Genomic DNA, 18,266 nt, shown 5'->3' with positions numbered 1-18,266 from the left:
TTCAGAAACACTATCATTTCATAGAATGAAAACAAATACATGAAATGAGGTGAAAAATATGAGTTTTCCTAATATTCCTAACATAACACCTTCTATTGATTTAACTCGTGAAGAAGTGATCAATCTATTACTGGCTTCCATTGCGTTTGAGGAACTAGGGTTAGCACATATCATTAATGCAGAAGCTGAAAAAATCCAGGCAGTAGTGGGTACTTTACCAAATACAGATTTAGCTGCTACAACAATATCAGAACTTACGGATACGAATGAGAGTGTTAATCGTATTCTGAAAACGGTTCTGAAAACCCAGATGCTTCTTCAATTCAAATTGGAGGATGTAATAGGTATTACAACAGAAACAACAACATCCACAACAACAACGACTACAACGACCACAACAACAGAAACGACAACAACAGAAACGACAACAACAGAAACGACAACAACAGAAACGACAACAACAGAAACGACAACAACAGAAACGACAACAACAGAAACGACAACAACGGAAACGACAACAACGGAAACGACAACAACGGAAACGACAACAACAGAAACGACAACAACGGAAACGACAACAACAGAAACCACAACAACAACTACGACTTCAACGACGTCAACAACGACAACAACAACTGAACCACAGCCTGTTATTTTCCAAAATATCGCTTCTGCTACTGGTGAATTCAATAATGAAACGTATTCTGAGAATGATAACGCCTTTTACAACAGTACAGAGATTCCGGTTATTTCAGGATACAATTTTAATGATTCTCCATTAGCACCTGGAACAGAAGATATTCTTGTTGGTGGAATCAATCTTGGTGAGTTGCCCAATTATTTATTCTTCTTTGGTGACGGTCGAGATGATGCTAACTGGCAAGGAGCTACAAAGGGCTTCGTTGGAGATGTTGCAGTAGACGGGATTCAAGCAGATGAAAGAACGTCTGGTGGAGTTCCTTATGCAGGAACAATCTATACGAATGATATCACTCTAGGTGCATGGCAAGATATTGTTGATCAAAATGATCCACCAGAAGTGTCTCCAGCGCAGGCATTTGGATCGACGGGTAATGTTTCTCTAATTAGTAATCTTGAAACAGACCTTGTGAGTGCTTTTCAACAAATCAATGCACTTCCTGCTTCACCGGGGTTTGCTAGTGTATCAGCAGGTTCTTTAGATGGATTAAATACCCAAAATAATATAGATGAAGTTTTTGTTATTAACGTGACTTCAGGTTTCACTGTTTCTAGTGAAATCAATATTACTGGTGATCCAGGGGATGTATACATCCTTAGATGGGATACGGATGCAAATCCAATAAATGGTTATCAAGGGCAGGTAAAGTTCCAAAGTGGAGGAGCTATTGTTCCACTTGGAGGATTAGAGCCTACAAACTTTATCCATGTTGCTGGTGATATCAACTCTTCAGGTGGTGGAACTACTCCGTTGCCGCCTTATCCGCAAGGACCAAGGTTTGATGATGGACAAGGTGCACTAATTGATGGAGGAAGTGACTTTAGTGGTGGTGGCTTCTTTACAGGGTATTGGCTGACAACAGGGGATCCAACTATTGCTGGACCGGGTGGTCTTTTGATTGGAAGTACCCAGTCATTAAGTAACGGCATTTTTGTTGGTGGTTGGTACACTCTTACAACACAATTTAGTATGACTTCTGGTACAAGTGGTGTGTATGTATCGCCAAATCCAAATGCCCTCGGTACACCTTCTATTAATATTGTAAAAGAGGTTTCAGTGGATCAGGGTGTAACATGGGATGATGCAAACAGTCCGAATGGTCCTTTCTTAAATCCAGGTGATAAGCCGTGGTTTAGATATACCGTAACCAATACAGGTGATGTTCCTCTAACTGATATTGAGGTTATAGATAATATCATTGGTACAATTGGTACACTCCCAATTCTAAACCCTGGTGGAGTACACCAATTTGTTGCAGAGGGCTTTTAGGAGGTATATTGGAAGTAGAAAGAAAAAGGATGTCTGACATTGTTCAGACATCCTTTTTTACTATATTAGAGTAATTATCCCCTTAATAGAGGTTCGAGCTGATTTCGCCATACCCACTCTGGACTAAAACGTTGTCTTGCTAGTGTTTTAGCATGTAGTACAGGATTCTCTCTGATACGACTTATTACCTTAGCGGCATGTTCTTCATAATATGCCTGTTCAGAAGGCTTATACGTTTCCCGCGTATCAAAACCAAAGTTTCGAGCATCCCATCTCATAAAATGGGCATTCAACTTTTTACCTAACTCCTCCAAAGCAGGAACAGCCTCATTTACAATCAAAAAATTTCCTTTTGTGGCTGCTTCAAGTACTGTGAGTCCAAAGGATTCTGAGAATGAAGGGCAAATAAATAAGTTTGAAAGGGCAAGAAGCTCTAATACACCTTTTCTTGGAAAACCATGTGGGAATCCGAGATCTGAAGTGAAGGCCATGTCTTTATAATCGAGTCCACTTTTACACCCTGCTAATTGAATAATTGTTTTATATTTTTCCCCTTCAATATCTTTTGAGGGAAAATCACAAAACAGCACCTTAACGTCATACTCGCTAACCTTTTTTAAGGCTCCACAAAAAGAAGCTACCTTTTCGAATTTTTTAGCCGTCGTTAATCTGCCAGGATAGACGACAAAAATATCGGCTTCTTGAAAAAGAAACTTCTCTTTGATTTTAAGAACTTCTTCTCCTTGAAAAGAAGAGAGATCAAGACTATTGCTAACTACTCTGCACATTCCTTCAGGAACGTTGTATTGTTTTGCAAGGGCTGGAATGCCTGATTGTGTAGGGTATACATAAACTGTATTTGGCATTGAACTGTATCGAGCTGAAAGAGGCCATTCTATTTTAAGGGGACGATTTGCTGGTGCAGAGTGGGTGAATGCGATAAATTTTACATTTGGTAGTTGTTTTTGAGCTTTACGTATGGCCACATTATGAACCAAGTGCCACCCTTGAAAGTGAATGTCATGCATGATACATACATCTACATCAGAGAGTTGATCAACAAAATCCTCAGCAATAATATCAGCTTCTTTAAAAAAGGTATCGTGTACTTTTTCTTTAGGGTTGGAATAATCCTTCCAGTGAATAATCTTTCCATCTATTTTATTTTTGATTTTCACCCATTCAATTCGATCATCTAAGAAAACTCCTCTTCTTTCCTCATCAGGACAATTTTCACTTACTAGGAGTTTAACCTCTGTGTTTGAGTCAAGTAGCATTCGAAGCTGTTCTGCTACGATATTGACTAATGAGTACGTACTGCTAAGCCCGTTGAACATAGTTAAGAGAGCTACCTTCATTTCCGTTATTCCTCCATTTCTTGTTTCATTCTATGTATAGTATTCAAGCAAATTTATTTGTGATATCAACCAATGAATTTTCCATAGTCAAATCGTATAACAAACATGAAGTGCCTATTTACAAGACAGGCTTCCATTTCTTTCTGTAATGCCCACAGTATCTTACTGTTGCTGTCATATACTACATTAATGACATGGAAAGGCGGGAGAATATGAGCATGGTGAAAATCTCATTATGTATGATTGTTAAAGACGAAGAGGAAAGTATTGAACGGTGCTTAAATAGTGTGAAAGGGGTAGTAGACGAAATCATCATTGTCGATACAGGTTCAACTGATAAGACGGTGGAGTTATGTCAAAACTACCAATCTAATATTGTGAAATATACATGGAATGGTAGTTTTGCTGATGCGAGGAACTTTGGTATTCAGAAGGCAACGGGGGATTGGATCTTATGGTTGGATGCTGATGAAGAACTAGATTTAAGCGATCAATCTTTTCTGAAGGAACGAAAAAATTTTAATAAATATGATGTAATAAATCTTCGATTAATAAATTATTACGGAAAGTGTATTGATGAAGATAATACGACTGAAATTGCCCATACGCGCTTATTTAGGAATAAAGGTATTAGATTCATTAATAACATGCACGAACGTTTAGACTTAACAAATATCTCTAAAGATCGTATAGGCTTTCTTCCTGTTAAGGTGTATCACTATGGCTACCTTGATTCTACAATTCAAAAAAAGAAAAAGCCTGAACGAAATATGGGAATGTTAATGCGACAGATCGAAGAAGGAGAGAATATTTATTGGGCTCATTACTTTATAGCATTAGAATATTACAATAAAAAACAATATTCAGAAGCACTCGAACATGTGAATTTATCTATTCTATCCTTCTTAGAGAATGGAGTATTGCCTCAATCCATGGTCTATAAATTAAAATATTCAATTCTTATCGCTATGGGTAAATTTAAGGAGGCATTACTTGGGATTGAGAAGGCCCTTAAGCTTTATCCAGATTATGTGGACTTAGTATATCTAAAAGGTGTCATCTTGTATTATTTGAAAAAGTATGAGGATGCTATTCAATGCTTTAAGGACTGTATTGAAATGGGAGAAGAGAACAAGCATTATCTCATCTTAAAGGGAGTCGGTTCTTTTCTAGCATGGAACTATATAAGTCGTTGCCACCAAAAACTTAAAAATGCCGAAGAGGCTATTGTTTCTATTATGAGATCATTATTGCTGTCACCAAGTCATAAAGATTCTCAAAATCTACTATCTTCCCTTTTAAATAATGAAAGACATGTACCAAAATTATTAAAAAAACATTTTAACGGGAAAGAAAGGTTAAAGCTTGAGGAGATTCTTACCACAGTAGAAAAGAAAAATGGGTGATTAATAGGCCGTATTTGTAGGTAGAAGTTTATTCCACATTCTATTTTTTGAATATCTTGGTTATATAAATAGAAAGGAGGAAATGGATATGTCTTTTCCTAACATACCCAACGTAACACCTTCTATCGATATCGATAGAGATGATGTTATTAATTTATTGTTAGCTTCGATTGCTTTTGAAGAACTTGGTTTAGCGCATATTATCAATGCGGAAGCTGAAAAAATTCAAGCGGTAATTGGTACGTTACCAGCTACGATGGTGCGTGCCCAAACGATTGATGAGCTTCTTGCTGTAAACGAGAATGTAAACAGCACGCTCAAAACCGCTTTGAAAACTCAAATGCTATTGCAATTCAAGCTAGAAGACGTTTTGGATATTCCACCTGCAGTACCTACTCCGCCAGCTCTATAATCTTTCTATGACTTAGGCATTGTCTATTAATAGACAATGCCTATTTTAATATAACAATAATTTTTACTTCGTTTGTAAGGAATTCAACTATACCTATGTAAATAATGAAACATATACTATAAAAACGATCTAGGAGGCATACCATGATGTTTGAAAATAAAACAATTCTTATAACAGGAGCGACGGGTTCATGGGGACATGAGTTGGTCAGACAGCTTATTCTACTAAGGCCAAAAGAAATTCGGTTGTTTTCCAGGAATGAGTATGCTCAAGTAAATATGAAAAGACAATTTAATAGTCTTACAATACTTAAGTTTTTAGTAGGGGATGTAAGAGACTATCTTGCAGTATTAAACGCGTGTGAAAATGTTGATTATGTCTTTCACCTGGCTGCTCTCAAGCATGTACCTGTATGTGAGGAGCAGCCTTTGGAGGCAATTAAGACGAACGTAACAGGTACCGAAAATGTGATTCGTGCCAGTATTGCTCAAAAGGTTAATAAAGTTGTAGATGTATCAAGTGATAAAGCAGTCGACCCTATTAATTTTTATGGTATGACTAAAGCCATTGGGGAGAAACTTGTGATTCAAGCCAATCAAAATCAACTGAAAACAAAATTCGTATGTATTCGGGGAGGGAATGTTTTAGGAACAAATGGTAGTGTAGTTCCTCTTTTTAAAAATTTATTAAAAGAAAACAAAGATATCCCTATTACTTCTAGGGCAATGACTCGGTTCTTTTTAACAATAAATGATGCGATTAAGCTTTTACTTACAGCAGCAATGGAGTCTTATGGTGGAGAAACTTTTGTGATGAAGATGAAATCATGTAAAATGATCGATTTAGCTGAGGTAATGATAGAAACTTTAGGCAAAACATCAACGATTATAGATATTGGAATTAGATCTGGAGAAAAGCTGCATGAAACACTTATTTCAAAATATGAATCCAAGCAAACCTACGAACTCAACAACGATTACTATGTGATTCTACCTCAAACTTCACCTGAAATCCTTCTTAATAAATATAAAGCATATCCAAAAGTTGTGTTTGAAATATATGAATCAAATGAAAACCTAATGAGCAAAGAACAAATAAAGGGTCTTCTTGAACAAGGAGGATTCTTAAGGTGAGGATATGTATATTAGGCGGAAATGGCATGGCAGGACACCTTTTAGTGCAATTTCTTAATGAAAAAACAACCTGCGAAGTCCATTATACAACTCGTAAAACTTCCTCGAATCCAAGAGAGGAAACATTGGATCTAACAGATGAACCCCTGACCTATAACTATCTCAAAAAATTGAAACCTGATGTTGTCATCAATACGGCAGGTATCTTGAATAATGAAGCCTCAGAAAGGTTAGAAGAATCCATTTATATTAATAGTTTACTACCACATAGGTTAGCTAAATGGGGAGATGAACTGGAATATCGTTTTATTCATATTAGTACAGACTGTGTATTTTCTGGGAAAAAAGGTCATTATACGGAGTCAGATTTGAAAGATGGTACAACAATATATGCCAAAACGAAGAGTTTAGGTGAAGTTACAAATCAAAGGCACGTTACGATACGAACCTCCATTATCGGGCCGGAAATAAGAAGAAATGGAATAGGATTGTTTCACTGGTTTATGAAGCAGACTGAAAGCATTCAGGGGTTTAAGGACGTATATTGGAATGGGGTTACCACCCTGGAGCTATCCAAAGCGATATATTGGATACTCCAAAATAGCGTTTCTGGACTGGTTCACTTAACAGGAACAGAACGAATATCAAAATATAAATTACTTCTTATGATAAGAGAAGAATTTAATAAAGATGATATTAGTATAATACCTGTTGATCTATTAAAAGGTGATAAAACACTTATTAATAGCAGAAGAGATTTCTCTTATAAGGTATTGGATTATAAAGATATGTTAACAGAGTTGAGAGAGTGGATGAAGAATCAAGAACAAGTATATGAACATTATAGATTAATGTGAGGAGGTATAGATGTGAACAGGAAGACGTTGTTTATTATCTCATCTGCGATCAGTGTTTCCACAAATCCTTTATGCTACTCTCCCACTCGGTCAGCGTATACAGATCAAGTAAGGGCACGGCAAACTTTGAAGACAATTCAATCTATTCGGGATTATATACCAAATGCGAAAATTTTGTTCATTGAAATAGGCTTAGATAAAAACCTTCCCTACCAAATTGAAAAAAAGGTAGATAAATATGTATATCTAGGAGATAAGAGAATAATTAGAGATGCAGCAGATGGACCTTATAAAGGTCTTGGTGAAGCAATTAGTTTATATTTATCCCATCGTTGGATTAGTTCTTTTAATGCGGATTATTACTACAAACTAAGTGGGCGATATTTTTTAAATCAGCAGTTTAAGGAATTCGAATGGATTGGTAATGCTTTTACAGGAAAAAACTATCATGGTGGACTATTTACTGTTCTTTATGGATTTCCTGCCCAGTCCTATTTAAATTGGAGGTATTCCTTAAAGCAAAGTATCCCAGGGTTAGTACAAGGTCAATCCATTGAGATTATTCAGCCGAGCTTTTTTGAAAAGCCGATTCATTACCTGGATACCCTTGGAGTTAGTGGCTGGGAATCTCATTCTGGTAACAGTATATTACTTTAAAAAAAGAGGGGAAAGAATCATGAATAGAGCGGTTGTCGTTTATCTGGATTATACCCGTGGCTTACTTCAACAATTTGCATGCTTGTATCGTTCTTATCAGTATATAGGGGCTAATAAGGATACAGACCTAGTTGTATTTGGACCGAAAAAATCCTTAGAGCTTGTACCTGATGATTGTATAAAGATTGAATTAGAACCTTTAGAGGGTATCTGGAAGACCTACCGATTTATGAATTCAATTTACTGTGTCGCAAGCAAAGAAGCGGATTTTTTGACATCCTATGATTATATATTGAGAACCGATGTGGATACTTTTTTAACTCCGTCATGGAATGATTATATTCCCGCATATTACACTGTGGGAAGAGGTGCTTACGCTAACTCGGATCTTGTGCGGACAAATCTAAAGCAAATATCACAAAGGTTTAACCTGAGACATCAAGGAATTCACAACATAGGATCTACTCATTATGGAAATGCATCATTAGTTAGAGAGGTATGCAAGCTAAGTGTTGATATTGCCAAATACTTACTTGAAGAAGAATTCAGTGAAAATGAAGGGCAATGGCCAGGGTGGTTTAGAGGAGTTTCTTCTATGTATAGTACAGAAATAGCCGTTAATCATCTCGTAGATATGATCGACATCAAACCTGAAATGCTGGATTATGATAGTACATCAATAAACTCTATATCACTTCACCCTCATATTCATTGTTGGCACACAAACAACTTATTTTCTAAGTTTAAATATGGAGACGGTGAGTATGATCAGTTACAACCCAATTTGGCATCAAATGAAGTTAGACACTATTGTCTTAAAATGGGATTAGACGCAAAGAGAATGTTCCCCAATCTCTTTGTTTAGTTAATTCTAAAAAGTCAATTTTTCTTGGTAGAGCTTGAAGGCTTCCATGGAGGAGAAGGTTTCCCCTCTTTTATAGAAATTCGTTTCGTTCTGTTTCCTAAGCTGCTTTTATAACTAATAATGTTTTTAGGATTCTCCAATTCCGGCATACTCTTTTTAGTCATGTTAGGTTGCTTATATGAACGAATGATTTTTTTGTTTTTTGATTGTTCTCTATTTTCTTCACGGGAAGAAAAGTGACCATTACTCAGAAGCTTTACTTTCTTATATTGAAGAGATTTAAGATTTAAGACGGTTCCTTTAATGAAGTTAGACATGAGTTTAGCATTTTCTGTAAGCTTAGCATCTTTTGAATCCCTTCTATTAACTGCTTCTAACATTGTGTTAATGGCTAGGAGATACTTTTGAAATGCCAGCTCACTCAATCGATATAATTCATCATAATTTTCCTTCGACTCTTGCTTCATTCATTCCCCTCCCTTCATAGCTAAGTGATTATTGATCCTCCTCTTCAATGAGAGGGGGATTATTTTTTATTTCATTTTTGTTTTCATTTTCCAGTTTTTCTTTCAAGGAAAGGACGGTTTCAATCTTTTTTAGCAGTAACCATTCTTTCATTAGTAAGGATTCAATGATTCGATATATGGTTTGGTTAAAGGTGATAATCTCTTGATTTGTTGGATTTGTTGGGAAGTTATTTTTCTCTCCAACGAAAGCAGTAATTTTATCAGCTTCAGAGGATATGAGATTCGTGATAGCAATCTCCTCTTCCACAATACTTTCCAGTAACTTGGAAACGATTTCTTCACTAGAAGGAGGGAGTTTGTCTTGAAATAGATTTGGAATAATCATGGCTCATTTCTCCTTTAGATAAATAGATGTCCTTAACATTGTATGAGAAATATTGTAAAGTAGTATATTTTTTAAAGCATGTTTAAAGAATGGGTTGTGGTAATGAAGAAGGAAATCCTAACGGTCTTCTAGAATTTCAGTTAGATATAGACCACTCTGACCTGTCAGTAATGAGCACGAAAGAACAGGAGGACGCGTTCTCCTACTGTTACTCTATACATAAGGAGGTGAGAAATGATGGAAATGCTGAACAAACTGAATGAATGCATCCAGTATATAGAGGATCATCTCGATGATACGATTGATCTTGACCATTTAGCTCGGATGTCATACCACTCTAAATTTCATTTTCAACGATTGTTTCATATGGTGACAGGTTATACAGTAGCTGATTATATCCGAAAGAGAAGACTTACCCTAGCGGCTCAACAGTTAACGAATAGTCATGTGAAGGTCATTGATGTTGCCATGCAATTTGGTTATGAAACACCAGAGTCGTTCTCGAAGGCATTTCGAAAAGCACATGGAATATCTCCATCACAAGTGAAGGAGTATGGTTCTCCTTTAAAGGCATTTCCTCGTATCTCATTTCAAATCCAGCTTAAAGGAGAGAAGGAAATGGACTATAAAATTATTGAAAAAGAAGGCTTTCAAGTCATAGGTAAAGGAAAAAAAGTGACTACCACTAATGGAGAAAACAATAAACAAATCCCAGCCTTTTGGGATGAAATGATTAGCACGGGTACGGATGAAAAAATGTGTAAAGCGGCAGACAACAATGAAATGCTTGGTATTTGTATGGAGTTTGAGCATGGAAAAGGAGAGTTTACCTATTTCATCGGAGCAGAGAGCACTAACACAGCCGATGCATTTGAGACGAAGAGTATCCCAGCCGCTACTTGGGCTGTATTTGAGTCAGTTGGACCCATGCCCCATTCCATTCAAAATGTATGGCAACGCATTTTCTCCGAGTGGTTTCCTTCGACAGGTTATGAGCATGGAGGTGGACCAGAATTCGAATTATATCCACCAGGAAACCCTAATGATGAGAATTATCGCTGTGAGGTTTGGATTCCAATTAAAAAATAAAAATGAATTAAAGCATATGTAAGAAAACAGAAAAACGATTGAAAAGACCTGTTCCTATTCAAAGAGGAAGCAGGTCTTTTTTGGAAGGGTCTATTTATTTCTTTTACACAGAAGAATCTTTGTTTAAATACGGATGAACATCAGCTGCCTTAACGTTCAAAAAGACATTAAGAACAAAAAGGATCACACTCAAAACAAGAATGTTAGGGAAAATGACAAGTAGGAACATCAAAGATTGATTACCTACTAAAAAGAATGATAAACCTAACATAAATAACGGAAAGGATATGTTATAAAGCCAAAAATGAAGTTTCCCCAAGGTAGAATCTCCTGCTTTAGGAAAGAGAACATATAGAACTCCGAACAAAGCCATTGAAGCCCAACCAACGAGATTTATATGAGCATGAGCACCTGCCAAACGATGATCTTCTATCATCTCCATTGTTAACCCCAGACCAACCCCTACTAAAAAGTAAAGGGAAGCAAGCTTAAGAAAAAGAACGCCTATTTTCAATAAATACACCTCCTTGTTTACAATTTCTGTAACAGTAAAGTATATAGTATAAAAATAGGGAATATGATTGGTTTTCAGGAAAAAAACCAGCTTAAGGGCTGGTTTAGTAAAGATTGTCGCTAATCAATGGGAAGTAGGGAGGCTCTTCCTTGGTGGGGTAAGAGGTTTTTAGCAGGAAGTTAAACGCCCACCCTTTGAAAAGCAAAGAATAGATATTTACGAAGTCCTTCTAACCACCTTTCTTCCATCCACCTTTTCCTATGAATAGTAAGGATAGGAACACTAATAGAAATGCTAGAATAAATTCGGGAATGACGACATAAAGGTAGTGAAATTCAGTGATCATTTCAGCTGCCTCTGGCTGCCTTGCAATACCCTCCACAGCTGCTGCTCCTGATAATCCAATTCCATAGCCAATCCCCATAAAACCTAGTAAAGCTAATGCCGCAGCAATGCAACATGAGAAATAAGAGATACATCTTTCTTTCATTTTTTTCAACCCCTATTAATAGATTCCTATTAGTATATTGATAGAGATGAGATTTGCTTGGACAATTGCTATTGTTTTCAGGGTTATGGAAGAAAATGTTTTAACCTATTATAGATTGTTAGGCATTGATAGGATTTTATGGTTTACTTTAATAAAGAAAGCTTTTTTACGTAAGTCCAAATGATTGCATGCCAACATTGTATTGTGTGAGGATTAAAGTCATTATCTTAATTAAAGAAGGCGATAAAAATGGAACAGCATTCAATCTTATCCCTTATGCTTGTTGTATCAGTTTCCTTTTTAGTACCTATATTTCTTCAGCACTTCCGGTTATCGTTTGTTCCAGTAGTGATTGCAGAAATTATTGCAGGACTAATCATAGGGAAAAGTGGATTTAATATCGTATCGGAAGATTTTTCTTTAGAATTACTATCCTTACTTGGATTTATTTTTCTCATGTTTATTAGTGGTTTAGAAATTGACTTTAATGCCTTTGATGTGAAGAAAAACGTTAAGAAAAATGGAAATAAGAAAAAATTACCCAACCCTTTCTTACTGGCATTATCTATATTTATTGCCATACTTGTTACATCCTTTGGATTATCAACAATCCTGGTAGGGTTTGATTTAATTACAGAGCCTTATTTAATGACGTTAATCATCTCAACGATTTCATTAGGAATTGTCGTTCCGGTGTTAAAAGAAAAAAATCTTCTTCAGAGTGAATTAGGACAAACCATTTTGTTAGTGACGGTTATTTCAGATGTTTCTACAATGGTTTTATTAACGGTCTATGCCATGATTCAAGCTGAAAAAGGGATGCAAATTTCCCTGTTACTCATTCTGTTTCTAGGCGTATTTGTAGCCTATCGCTTTATTAAACGTTTCTTTAAAGTAGAAGTTTTTGATCGATTATTAGGTGGAACAGTCCAGCTTGGAACACGCGGGGTGTTTACATTAATCTTGTTTTTTGTTGCACTATCTGAAACGTTAGGTGCAGAGAATATTTTAGGTGCATTTTTGGCAGGAGTAATCGTTTCTCTCTTATCTCCACGAAAAGAATTTGTACAGCAATTAGATTCCATTGGTTTTGGTTTTTTTATCCCTATTTTTTTTGTAATGGTGGGGGTGAAATTAAATATACCGAAGTTATTTAGTGATCCGAAAATTTTATTATTGATGCCAATTCTATTAGTTTTTATGTATGTGGCAAAAATGATTCCGTCCCTTGTGATGAGGAAATGGTATTCATGGAGAGAGGTACTTAGTGTCGGAATTCTAACAACTTCTAAATTGAGTTTGGTCATAGCTGCCTCTGCCGTTGCCTTAGAGCTTGGTGTTATAACAGATGAATTCAATGGAGCGCTCATTTTAGTTTCTGTATTAACGTGCTTAATCTCACCCATTATTTTTACAAGAATTTTTCCAAAACAAGAAAAAGTACAGGAAACTGTATGCATTGTTGGAGCGAATAGCTCAAGCTTAGCTGTTTCTTTAGATTTGTTGAAGGAAGGGTACTTAGTAAAGGTAATTAGTAAAGAAGAAAATAATAATGCAGCATTTTTAAGAGAGTATACAGAGTTCCCAATCATCTACGTTGAGGATTTCACTATCGACTTACTGGAAAATGAAGATGCTTTTGACACAGATAAAATCGTCTTCTCAACGAGTGATGATGTACAAAACATTCAACTAGCCAAGTATGCAAAAAATAGAGGTACACCAAACATCATTGTTAGAGTAGAGAGCCCAGACCTCCATGAACAGGTATCAAAAGAAGGGCTAACATTATACTCCATGTTATACTCGACCAGAACATTATTGAAAGCCTTAATCAATAACCCAGGAGTTGTCGATTTTATCTCCCAGCACAATGATTCTATTCGTGAAGTGTATATGAATAATGGGAAATATGACAGTACTTCACTTAAGAAGATCCCGTTTTTGGGAGACTCATTGATTTTAGTGGTGAATCGAAACGGCCACTACATTATTCCACATGGAGATACACAGCTGAAACTTGGGGATAAATTATTAGTAAGTGGAAGTATGGCAAGTTTATACGCTTTGAGACAAGAATTGGAACTTACGATGTACTCTCCTTTTTTATAAGGTTTACCATCCCACTAGACCACAGGTGGGATGTTTTTTTGTGCAGTGATATTTTGGAATGTTTTTCCATAAACGCCTTTTAGAGAATGACATTTTGAAGTACGATGTAGTAAAGAAAACTTCAGTTGAGTAGGTGAAGGGCATGAGTAAAAATCGATTGTTCAATTTGGGTGCCGTTTTATTGCTATTTATTTTTTATTATTGGAATGATCATCGGATAAAAGGTTTAGATGATCTTGTTCGATATAAGTCGGAGGATTTTTTGGGAATTGGGTTTACGAAACATTATGGTCAACGTGAATCATTTTTCGAATGGAGTAGCGAAGATCCAAGAGCTGCCGACGAGTTAATGGACTTTTTGGCACAGTATCGCGTCAAGAGAGTAAGTGAAGAAATATTCACACAGAATGCAATAGATGAAAAAACAAAGATTGAGAGGTTCGAATTCACTATCACCCATTCAACAGCAAATCCAGCCATCGTATATGCCACTAAAGATGTGGTTCATATTGTGGCAGGTGATTATTACGAAGTGGTAAATGATCCGATTGATATGGTATGGGTTGAGGAATTTAATGAAAAATATGTTAATAGGGAGGGGCAATAGTTGAAGGGGCTATTCCTATACATTCTAGTGACTTCATTCCTTCTAATAGGGTGTTCAGTTGGGAAGGATTATGAGATTGATGAAGAGAAGCTTCAGGGTATGATAGAAAAAGTGGAGAGCTATCATCCTGGTGAAGCAATGTCTGGGGAGCTGGAAACCAGTATTTCAACCCCTGCCATTTTTGAAAAACAAGAGGATGGCTCGTACTTATATTATGTTTCCATTACCATTGAATTCCCAGTAACACCGCATTTTAAAACGATGACTCTAGCAGAAAAAGAACAGGTGCTAAGCGGGTTACGAAAAGAATTGAATCTTCAACCAAACGGAATCAGCTGTGGAAAAAATATCGTTTGCTTTATGAATCAGGTTCATTTTAAGGATGGGGACTATTTATTAAAAAGGAGAATTACTGATGGTGAGAAATAACTCTCATTAGGGTGGTTTTTATTGGAGGTAAATGTAAAACGGATTTATTTTTCTTCATTTTGGACTGATTTCACTCGCAAATGGCTCGGTTTTCAGGATAACTGGACCGATTTTTCATCATATTGGATCGATTATCTGTGAAACCGGCTCGATTAGCCATAAATCTCATTAAGAAATACGTAAAGCTATCCAATAATAAAGGAGAGATCTTATGAAGTTTGTTCTTGTATTTGGACCTCAAGCGGTGGGGAAAATGACAGTTGGACAAGAATTAGCTAAAATTACGGGTTTGAAACTTTTTCATAATCATATGACGATTGATTTGGTTAGTCATTTCTTTGACTACGGTACTAAAGAAGGAAAGAGATTAGTCAGTCTGTTTCGTCAAGAAATATTTGAAGAAGTATCAAAGAGTCATTTGAAAGGACTGATTTTTACTTACGTCTGGGCCTTTGATATGCAGGAGGATTGGGATTATGTTCATCATGTCTCTCAGTTGTTCGAGAAGAGAGGAGGCACAGTTTACTTTGTCGAGCTTGAGGCGGATTTAGAAGAAAGACTTGAGCGAAATAAAAGCTTTAATAGACTTGAACATAAGCCATCGAAAAGGGATATTGAATGGTCTGAAGGTGATTTGAAAAAGTCGATGGAAAAATACAGATTGAATTCTTATGAAGGTGAACTGACCTATTCAAACTTTATAAAGATAAACAATACAAACTTGAGTGCCGAAGAAGTGGCAACGATCATCAAAGAAAAATTCCATTTATAATAATAGTAAAAACGCTTGGGTACCCAAGCGTTTTTTTGAACCTACGTAAATCTAAATTAAACCCACTTCACAATATCATCATACGGTCTACGGGTTTTCTCATTTGGTTCTTTCACTCGATATCCGAAAGCAACCATTACAGAGATACTAAAGTGACCGTCTTCAAGTAATCCTTCCTCAGCTAGTAGATGGTTCATCTTTTCAATGTCGAAGCCTTCGATTGGACACGAGTCGACGCCAATTTGAGCAGCTGCTGTCATCATGTTTCCTAGTGCTAAATAGGTCTGCTTACCAGCCCAATCGTATAATGGACGCTCGCCTTCAAGCAGGTCGAAATCAACCTTTTGAAATTGCTCGATTTTTTCAAGGTATTTGGTCAAATGTTCATCAGGCAGTTTTTTTACATTTTTGAAATGGTCCTGCAAATAGGAGGAATCATATTTTGTGTCTACCTTCGTTCTTGCTAAAATAACGACGAAGTGACTTGCTTCAGGTAGCTTACCGTATGCTCCCCATGCCGTATTCTTAATTTTTTCTCTAAGCTCTGGGTTTTGGATGACAAGGAATCTCCATGGTTCAAAACCAAAGGAGCTTGGAGACAGTCGACCGGTTTCCATAATGAATTTGAAATCATCATCGGAAACTTTTTTCTCTGGATCAAATTCCTTTGTGGCATGTCTAAAATGGGACGCATCTAAAATTTCTTGTTTCAAAATCTCTTTATCACGCATATTCCATTCGCTCCTTTTTCGGTAAAATGATTCCTTTTAAAATTAACACAAGCTGACCTATGATTCATTTATTTAGCATTGAAACCATTTGTAGTTTCGTTCGTATAGTTATAGAGAGAGGGGATTTGTGTTGATGGAGATCATTTTTGTTGGACTAACAGGGCTAGGACTTTTTTTATTATTCAATTGGTTGATGGGATATAAACAAGGCTATATACAAATCGACTTTGATGAACGATATTATAAAGAAAAAGAATATATTGACGCCATTCAAAATGAACTTGAGTCTCAAGGGAAAGAGGTAAACTATCAAGGTGACCACAAATTTCTGATAGATGGGAAACCATTTTTATTTATTGAGCGAAACGTTAGTATGGGCGGGGTACCTTTGCAAAGAACCATTCTTAAACCAGTGAAGAAATAAGAGATGGAGTCGATTCCTTTGAAAATCAATAAAATATTTGAAATGGATATCCATGATGGAATGAAAGAAGAAATTCAATCATTGTTGAGTGAGTGCTTTCAACCAGATTATCCAACCAGTCGAATTTATTATAAACAGCTTCCCCACGCTAGGGTTCTTGCTTTAAATGAAGAAGGTGTCCTGGTGGGGCATGCTGGACTGGATTATAGAGTGATGAACGTAAATGATACACCTGTGAGAGTCCTCGGAATTATAGACTTATGTGTGGCACCTCGTTATCGTTCCCAAGGAATTGGCTCACGTATCCTTTTAGAAGTTGAATCTTTTTGTCAAAATCGAAAGGTAGATTTCCTATTGTTATTTGCAGATCAAAAGGGTCTATACGAACGAAACGGATTCTCTTCTGCACATAATAAGTGTAGATGGCTGAAAATTAATGACCAAAATCAGACCACAATTGGGATTGGTTATGAATACATAGAAGAATTGATGATAAAAGAAGTCGGTGAAAGGGAATGGCCTAATGGAGATTTAGATTTTTTAGGGTATCTTTATTAATGTGAAGTCGAAAGGAATGTAAACATGACTGATTTAACGAAAATAGTTCTCTTTTCATTTGTACCATATATTATCCTGATTGGGCTTGTAGCTGTTTTTGTCTTATATAAAAAAAGCAGAAAGAAACCATGAGCAGGATAAAAAATATCGTTCAAGAAATCGATAGCCAACTTCAATTACTCCGCATGTGGCAACTTAAAGGTGGAGTCTCAGCAAATGTTACGGCAATAGAGGTCATGCAACCAAACGGTAAAATCAAGAAAATGGTTGTTCGAGAGCATGGGGAAACGGATCGTAAACAAAATCCGCGAATGGCCAGAGATGAATTTAATTTGTTGAAAAATATGAAATCAGCTGGAGTTTTGGTTCCTGAACCTCTTCATTATAGAGAAAAGGGTTCGTATATATTAATTGAATATATAGAAGGGAAACCTGATTTTACTCCGTCTGATATCGATTGCTATCTTATACAGGCTGCATCGAATCTTGTTGAAATACATAGAGTGGAATGCTCAGAAATAAATTTTCTACCAAAGCTCGATGTGAATTGGATAGAAGTGCTTAGGGATTTTACAGAAGAAGGTTCGGACATACATGAACCTCAATCACAAAATCAACATGTAATTTTACATGGAGACTTCTGGCCAGGCAATATTCTATGGAGAAGTGGCGAACTGGTATCTATAATCGATTGGGAGGATGCATCAGTAGGTGATCCATTATCTGATCTATCCAATGCTCGCTTAGAAATGTTATGGGCATTTGGAGTTGAAGCGATGACAATATTCACACACTTGTATCAATCAAAAATGCCTCATCTTGATATTACCACCCTCCCTTATTGGGACTTGTGGGCAACGCTAAAGCATGCATCCAGCATCTCAAGCTGGGGGTTGGAAAAACGCACAGAAGAAACCATGAGAGAGCAGTATCATTGGTTTGCTCAAAGAGCACTCCAAGAGATAAAGCATAAATAATACCATCTTCCAATAAAATATAGAGTTAAATCCCTATATTAGAGGAGGATGGAA

The 18,266-nt window shown here is 36.4% G+C and carries 21 protein-coding genes; 15 read left to right on the top strand and 6 right to left on the bottom strand.

Annotated features, from left to right (window positions below):
• Positions 1 to 58 precede the first annotated feature (58 nt).
• A complete protein-coding gene (locus IQI_RS20920) occupies positions 59 to 1,969 on the top strand; it encodes a hypothetical protein (protein ID WP_064094027.1) in 1,911 nt (636 codons plus the stop codon).
• 74 nt (positions 1,970 to 2,043) lie between these two features.
• Here the strand turns inward: IQI_RS20920 and IQI_RS17830 are convergent, their stop codons facing one another.
• Positions 2,044 to 3,327: a glycosyltransferase gene (locus tag IQI_RS17830; protein WP_064094026.1), complete on the bottom strand. Its 1,284-nt coding sequence runs from the start codon at positions 3,325 to 3,327 to the stop codon at positions 2,044 to 2,046.
• A gap of 218 nt (positions 3,328 to 3,545) precedes the next feature.
• On the opposite strand from IQI_RS17830, the gene IQI_RS17825 reads away from it, so the two are divergent.
• The 6 genes from IQI_RS17825 (at position 3,546) to IQI_RS17800 (ending at position 8,657) form a co-directional block, all read left to right on the top strand.
• Positions 3,546 to 4,733: a glycosyltransferase gene (locus IQI_RS17825; RefSeq protein ID WP_064094025.1), complete on the top strand. Its 1,188-nt coding sequence runs from the start codon at positions 3,546 to 3,548 to the stop codon at positions 4,731 to 4,733.
• An 88-nt stretch (positions 4,734 to 4,821) separates the two neighbouring features.
• The gene (locus tag IQI_RS17820; RefSeq protein WP_064094024.1) at positions 4,822 to 5,145 is read left to right on the top strand and encodes a hypothetical protein; all 324 of its coding nucleotides are present in this window, start codon (positions 4,822 to 4,824) and stop codon (positions 5,143 to 5,145) included.
• A gap of 146 nt (positions 5,146 to 5,291) precedes the next feature.
• On the top strand, positions 5,292 to 6,278 hold the full coding sequence (locus tag IQI_RS17815) for a polysaccharide biosynthesis protein (protein WP_064094440.1): 987 nt from the start codon (positions 5,292 to 5,294) through the stop codon (positions 6,276 to 6,278).
• Complete coding sequence (locus IQI_RS17810; protein WP_064094023.1) at positions 6,275 to 7,135, top strand: dTDP-4-dehydrorhamnose reductase family protein; 861 nt, start codon at positions 6,275 to 6,277, stop codon at positions 7,133 to 7,135. The genes IQI_RS17815 and IQI_RS17810 overlap by 4 nt, the downstream gene beginning before the upstream one ends.
• A 12-nt stretch (positions 7,136 to 7,147) precedes the next feature.
• Positions 7,148 to 7,792, top strand: coding sequence for a hypothetical protein (locus IQI_RS17805; RefSeq protein WP_064094022.1), 645 nt, complete (start codon positions 7,148 to 7,150; stop codon positions 7,790 to 7,792).
• Between the two features lie 19 nt (positions 7,793 to 7,811).
• On the top strand, positions 7,812 to 8,657 hold the full coding sequence (locus IQI_RS17800) for a DUF7164 domain-containing protein (RefSeq protein ID WP_064094021.1): 846 nt from the start codon (positions 7,812 to 7,814) through the stop codon (positions 8,655 to 8,657).
• A gap of 14 nt (positions 8,658 to 8,671) precedes the next feature.
• On the opposite strand, the gene IQI_RS17795 is transcribed toward IQI_RS17800, so the two are convergent.
• The gene (locus IQI_RS17795; RefSeq protein ID WP_064094020.1) at positions 8,672 to 9,124 is read right to left on the bottom strand and encodes a hypothetical protein; all 453 of its coding nucleotides are present in this window, start codon (positions 9,122 to 9,124) and stop codon (positions 8,672 to 8,674) included.
• A 28-nt stretch (positions 9,125 to 9,152) separates the two neighbouring features.
• On the bottom strand, positions 9,153 to 9,509 hold the full coding sequence (locus tag IQI_RS17790) for a hypothetical protein (protein ID WP_064094019.1): 357 nt from the start codon (positions 9,507 to 9,509) through the stop codon (positions 9,153 to 9,155).
• Positions 9,510 to 9,743: 234 nt separating this feature from the next.
• On the opposite strand from IQI_RS17790, the gene IQI_RS17785 reads away from it, so the two are divergent.
• Positions 9,744 to 10,598: an effector binding domain-containing protein gene (locus IQI_RS17785; protein WP_408007810.1), complete on the top strand. Its 855-nt coding sequence runs from the start codon at positions 9,744 to 9,746 to the stop codon at positions 10,596 to 10,598.
• A gap of 103 nt (positions 10,599 to 10,701) precedes the next feature.
• On the opposite strand, the gene IQI_RS17780 is transcribed toward IQI_RS17785, so the two are convergent.
• Positions 10,702 to 11,112 (bottom strand): cytochrome-c oxidase, encoded by a 411-nt coding sequence (locus tag IQI_RS17780; RefSeq protein ID WP_231893456.1) that lies wholly within the window; start codon positions 11,110 to 11,112, stop codon positions 10,702 to 10,704.
• A 229-nt stretch (positions 11,113 to 11,341) separates the two neighbouring features.
• Positions 11,342 to 11,602 (bottom strand): hypothetical protein, encoded by a 261-nt coding sequence (locus tag IQI_RS17775; RefSeq protein ID WP_064094018.1) that lies wholly within the window; start codon positions 11,600 to 11,602, stop codon positions 11,342 to 11,344.
• 249 nt (positions 11,603 to 11,851) lie between these two features.
• On the opposite strand from IQI_RS17775, the gene IQI_RS17770 reads away from it, so the two are divergent.
• The 4 genes from IQI_RS17770 (at position 11,852) to IQI_RS17755 (ending at position 15,522) form a co-directional block, all read left to right on the top strand.
• Positions 11,852 to 13,714 (top strand): monovalent cation:proton antiporter family protein, encoded by a 1,863-nt coding sequence (locus IQI_RS17770; RefSeq protein WP_064094017.1) that lies wholly within the window; start codon positions 11,852 to 11,854, stop codon positions 13,712 to 13,714.
• 142 nt (positions 13,715 to 13,856) lie between these two features.
• Positions 13,857 to 14,321: a hypothetical protein gene (locus tag IQI_RS17765; protein ID WP_064094016.1), complete on the top strand. Its 465-nt coding sequence runs from the start codon at positions 13,857 to 13,859 to the stop codon at positions 14,319 to 14,321.
• Positions 14,322 to 14,750 (top strand): hypothetical protein, encoded by a 429-nt coding sequence (locus IQI_RS17760; protein ID WP_064094015.1) that lies wholly within the window; start codon positions 14,322 to 14,324, stop codon positions 14,748 to 14,750. It begins immediately after the preceding gene.
• A 211-nt stretch (positions 14,751 to 14,961) separates the two neighbouring features.
• Positions 14,962 to 15,522, top strand: coding sequence for an AAA family ATPase (locus IQI_RS17755; protein WP_064094014.1), 561 nt, complete (start codon positions 14,962 to 14,964; stop codon positions 15,520 to 15,522).
• Positions 15,523 to 15,578: 56 nt separating this feature from the next.
• Here IQI_RS17755 and IQI_RS17750 read toward each other — a convergent pair whose 3' ends face one another.
• Complete coding sequence (locus IQI_RS17750; RefSeq protein WP_064094013.1) at positions 15,579 to 16,253, bottom strand: NAD(P)H-dependent oxidoreductase; 675 nt, start codon at positions 16,251 to 16,253, stop codon at positions 15,579 to 15,581.
• Between the two features lie 133 nt (positions 16,254 to 16,386).
• Here IQI_RS17750 and IQI_RS17745 point away from each other — a divergent pair, with 133 nt between their 5' ends.
• The 3 genes from IQI_RS17745 to IQI_RS17735 all read left to right on the top strand — a co-directional run bounded on the left by IQI_RS17745 (position 16,387) and on the right by IQI_RS17735 (position 18,212).
• The gene (locus tag IQI_RS17745) at positions 16,387 to 16,677 is read left to right on the top strand and encodes a hypothetical protein (RefSeq protein WP_064094012.1); all 291 of its coding nucleotides are present in this window, start codon (positions 16,387 to 16,389) and stop codon (positions 16,675 to 16,677) included.
• A gap of 18 nt (positions 16,678 to 16,695) precedes the next feature.
• Positions 16,696 to 17,235: a GNAT family N-acetyltransferase gene (locus IQI_RS17740; RefSeq protein WP_064094011.1), complete on the top strand. Its 540-nt coding sequence runs from the start codon at positions 16,696 to 16,698 to the stop codon at positions 17,233 to 17,235.
• Positions 17,236 to 17,363: 128 nt separating this feature from the next.
• Complete coding sequence (locus IQI_RS17735; protein ID WP_064094010.1) at positions 17,364 to 18,212, top strand: phosphotransferase family protein; 849 nt, start codon at positions 17,364 to 17,366, stop codon at positions 18,210 to 18,212.
• Positions 18,213 to 18,266: the final 54 nt, after the last annotated feature.

Source organism: Rossellomorea aquimaris TF-12 (assembly GCF_001648555.1).
In the GTDB taxonomy this organism is placed as follows: Bacteria; Bacillota; Bacilli; order Bacillales; family Bacillaceae_B; genus Rossellomorea; species Rossellomorea aquimaris.
This window is presented reverse-complemented; position numbering and strand designations above follow the sequence as displayed.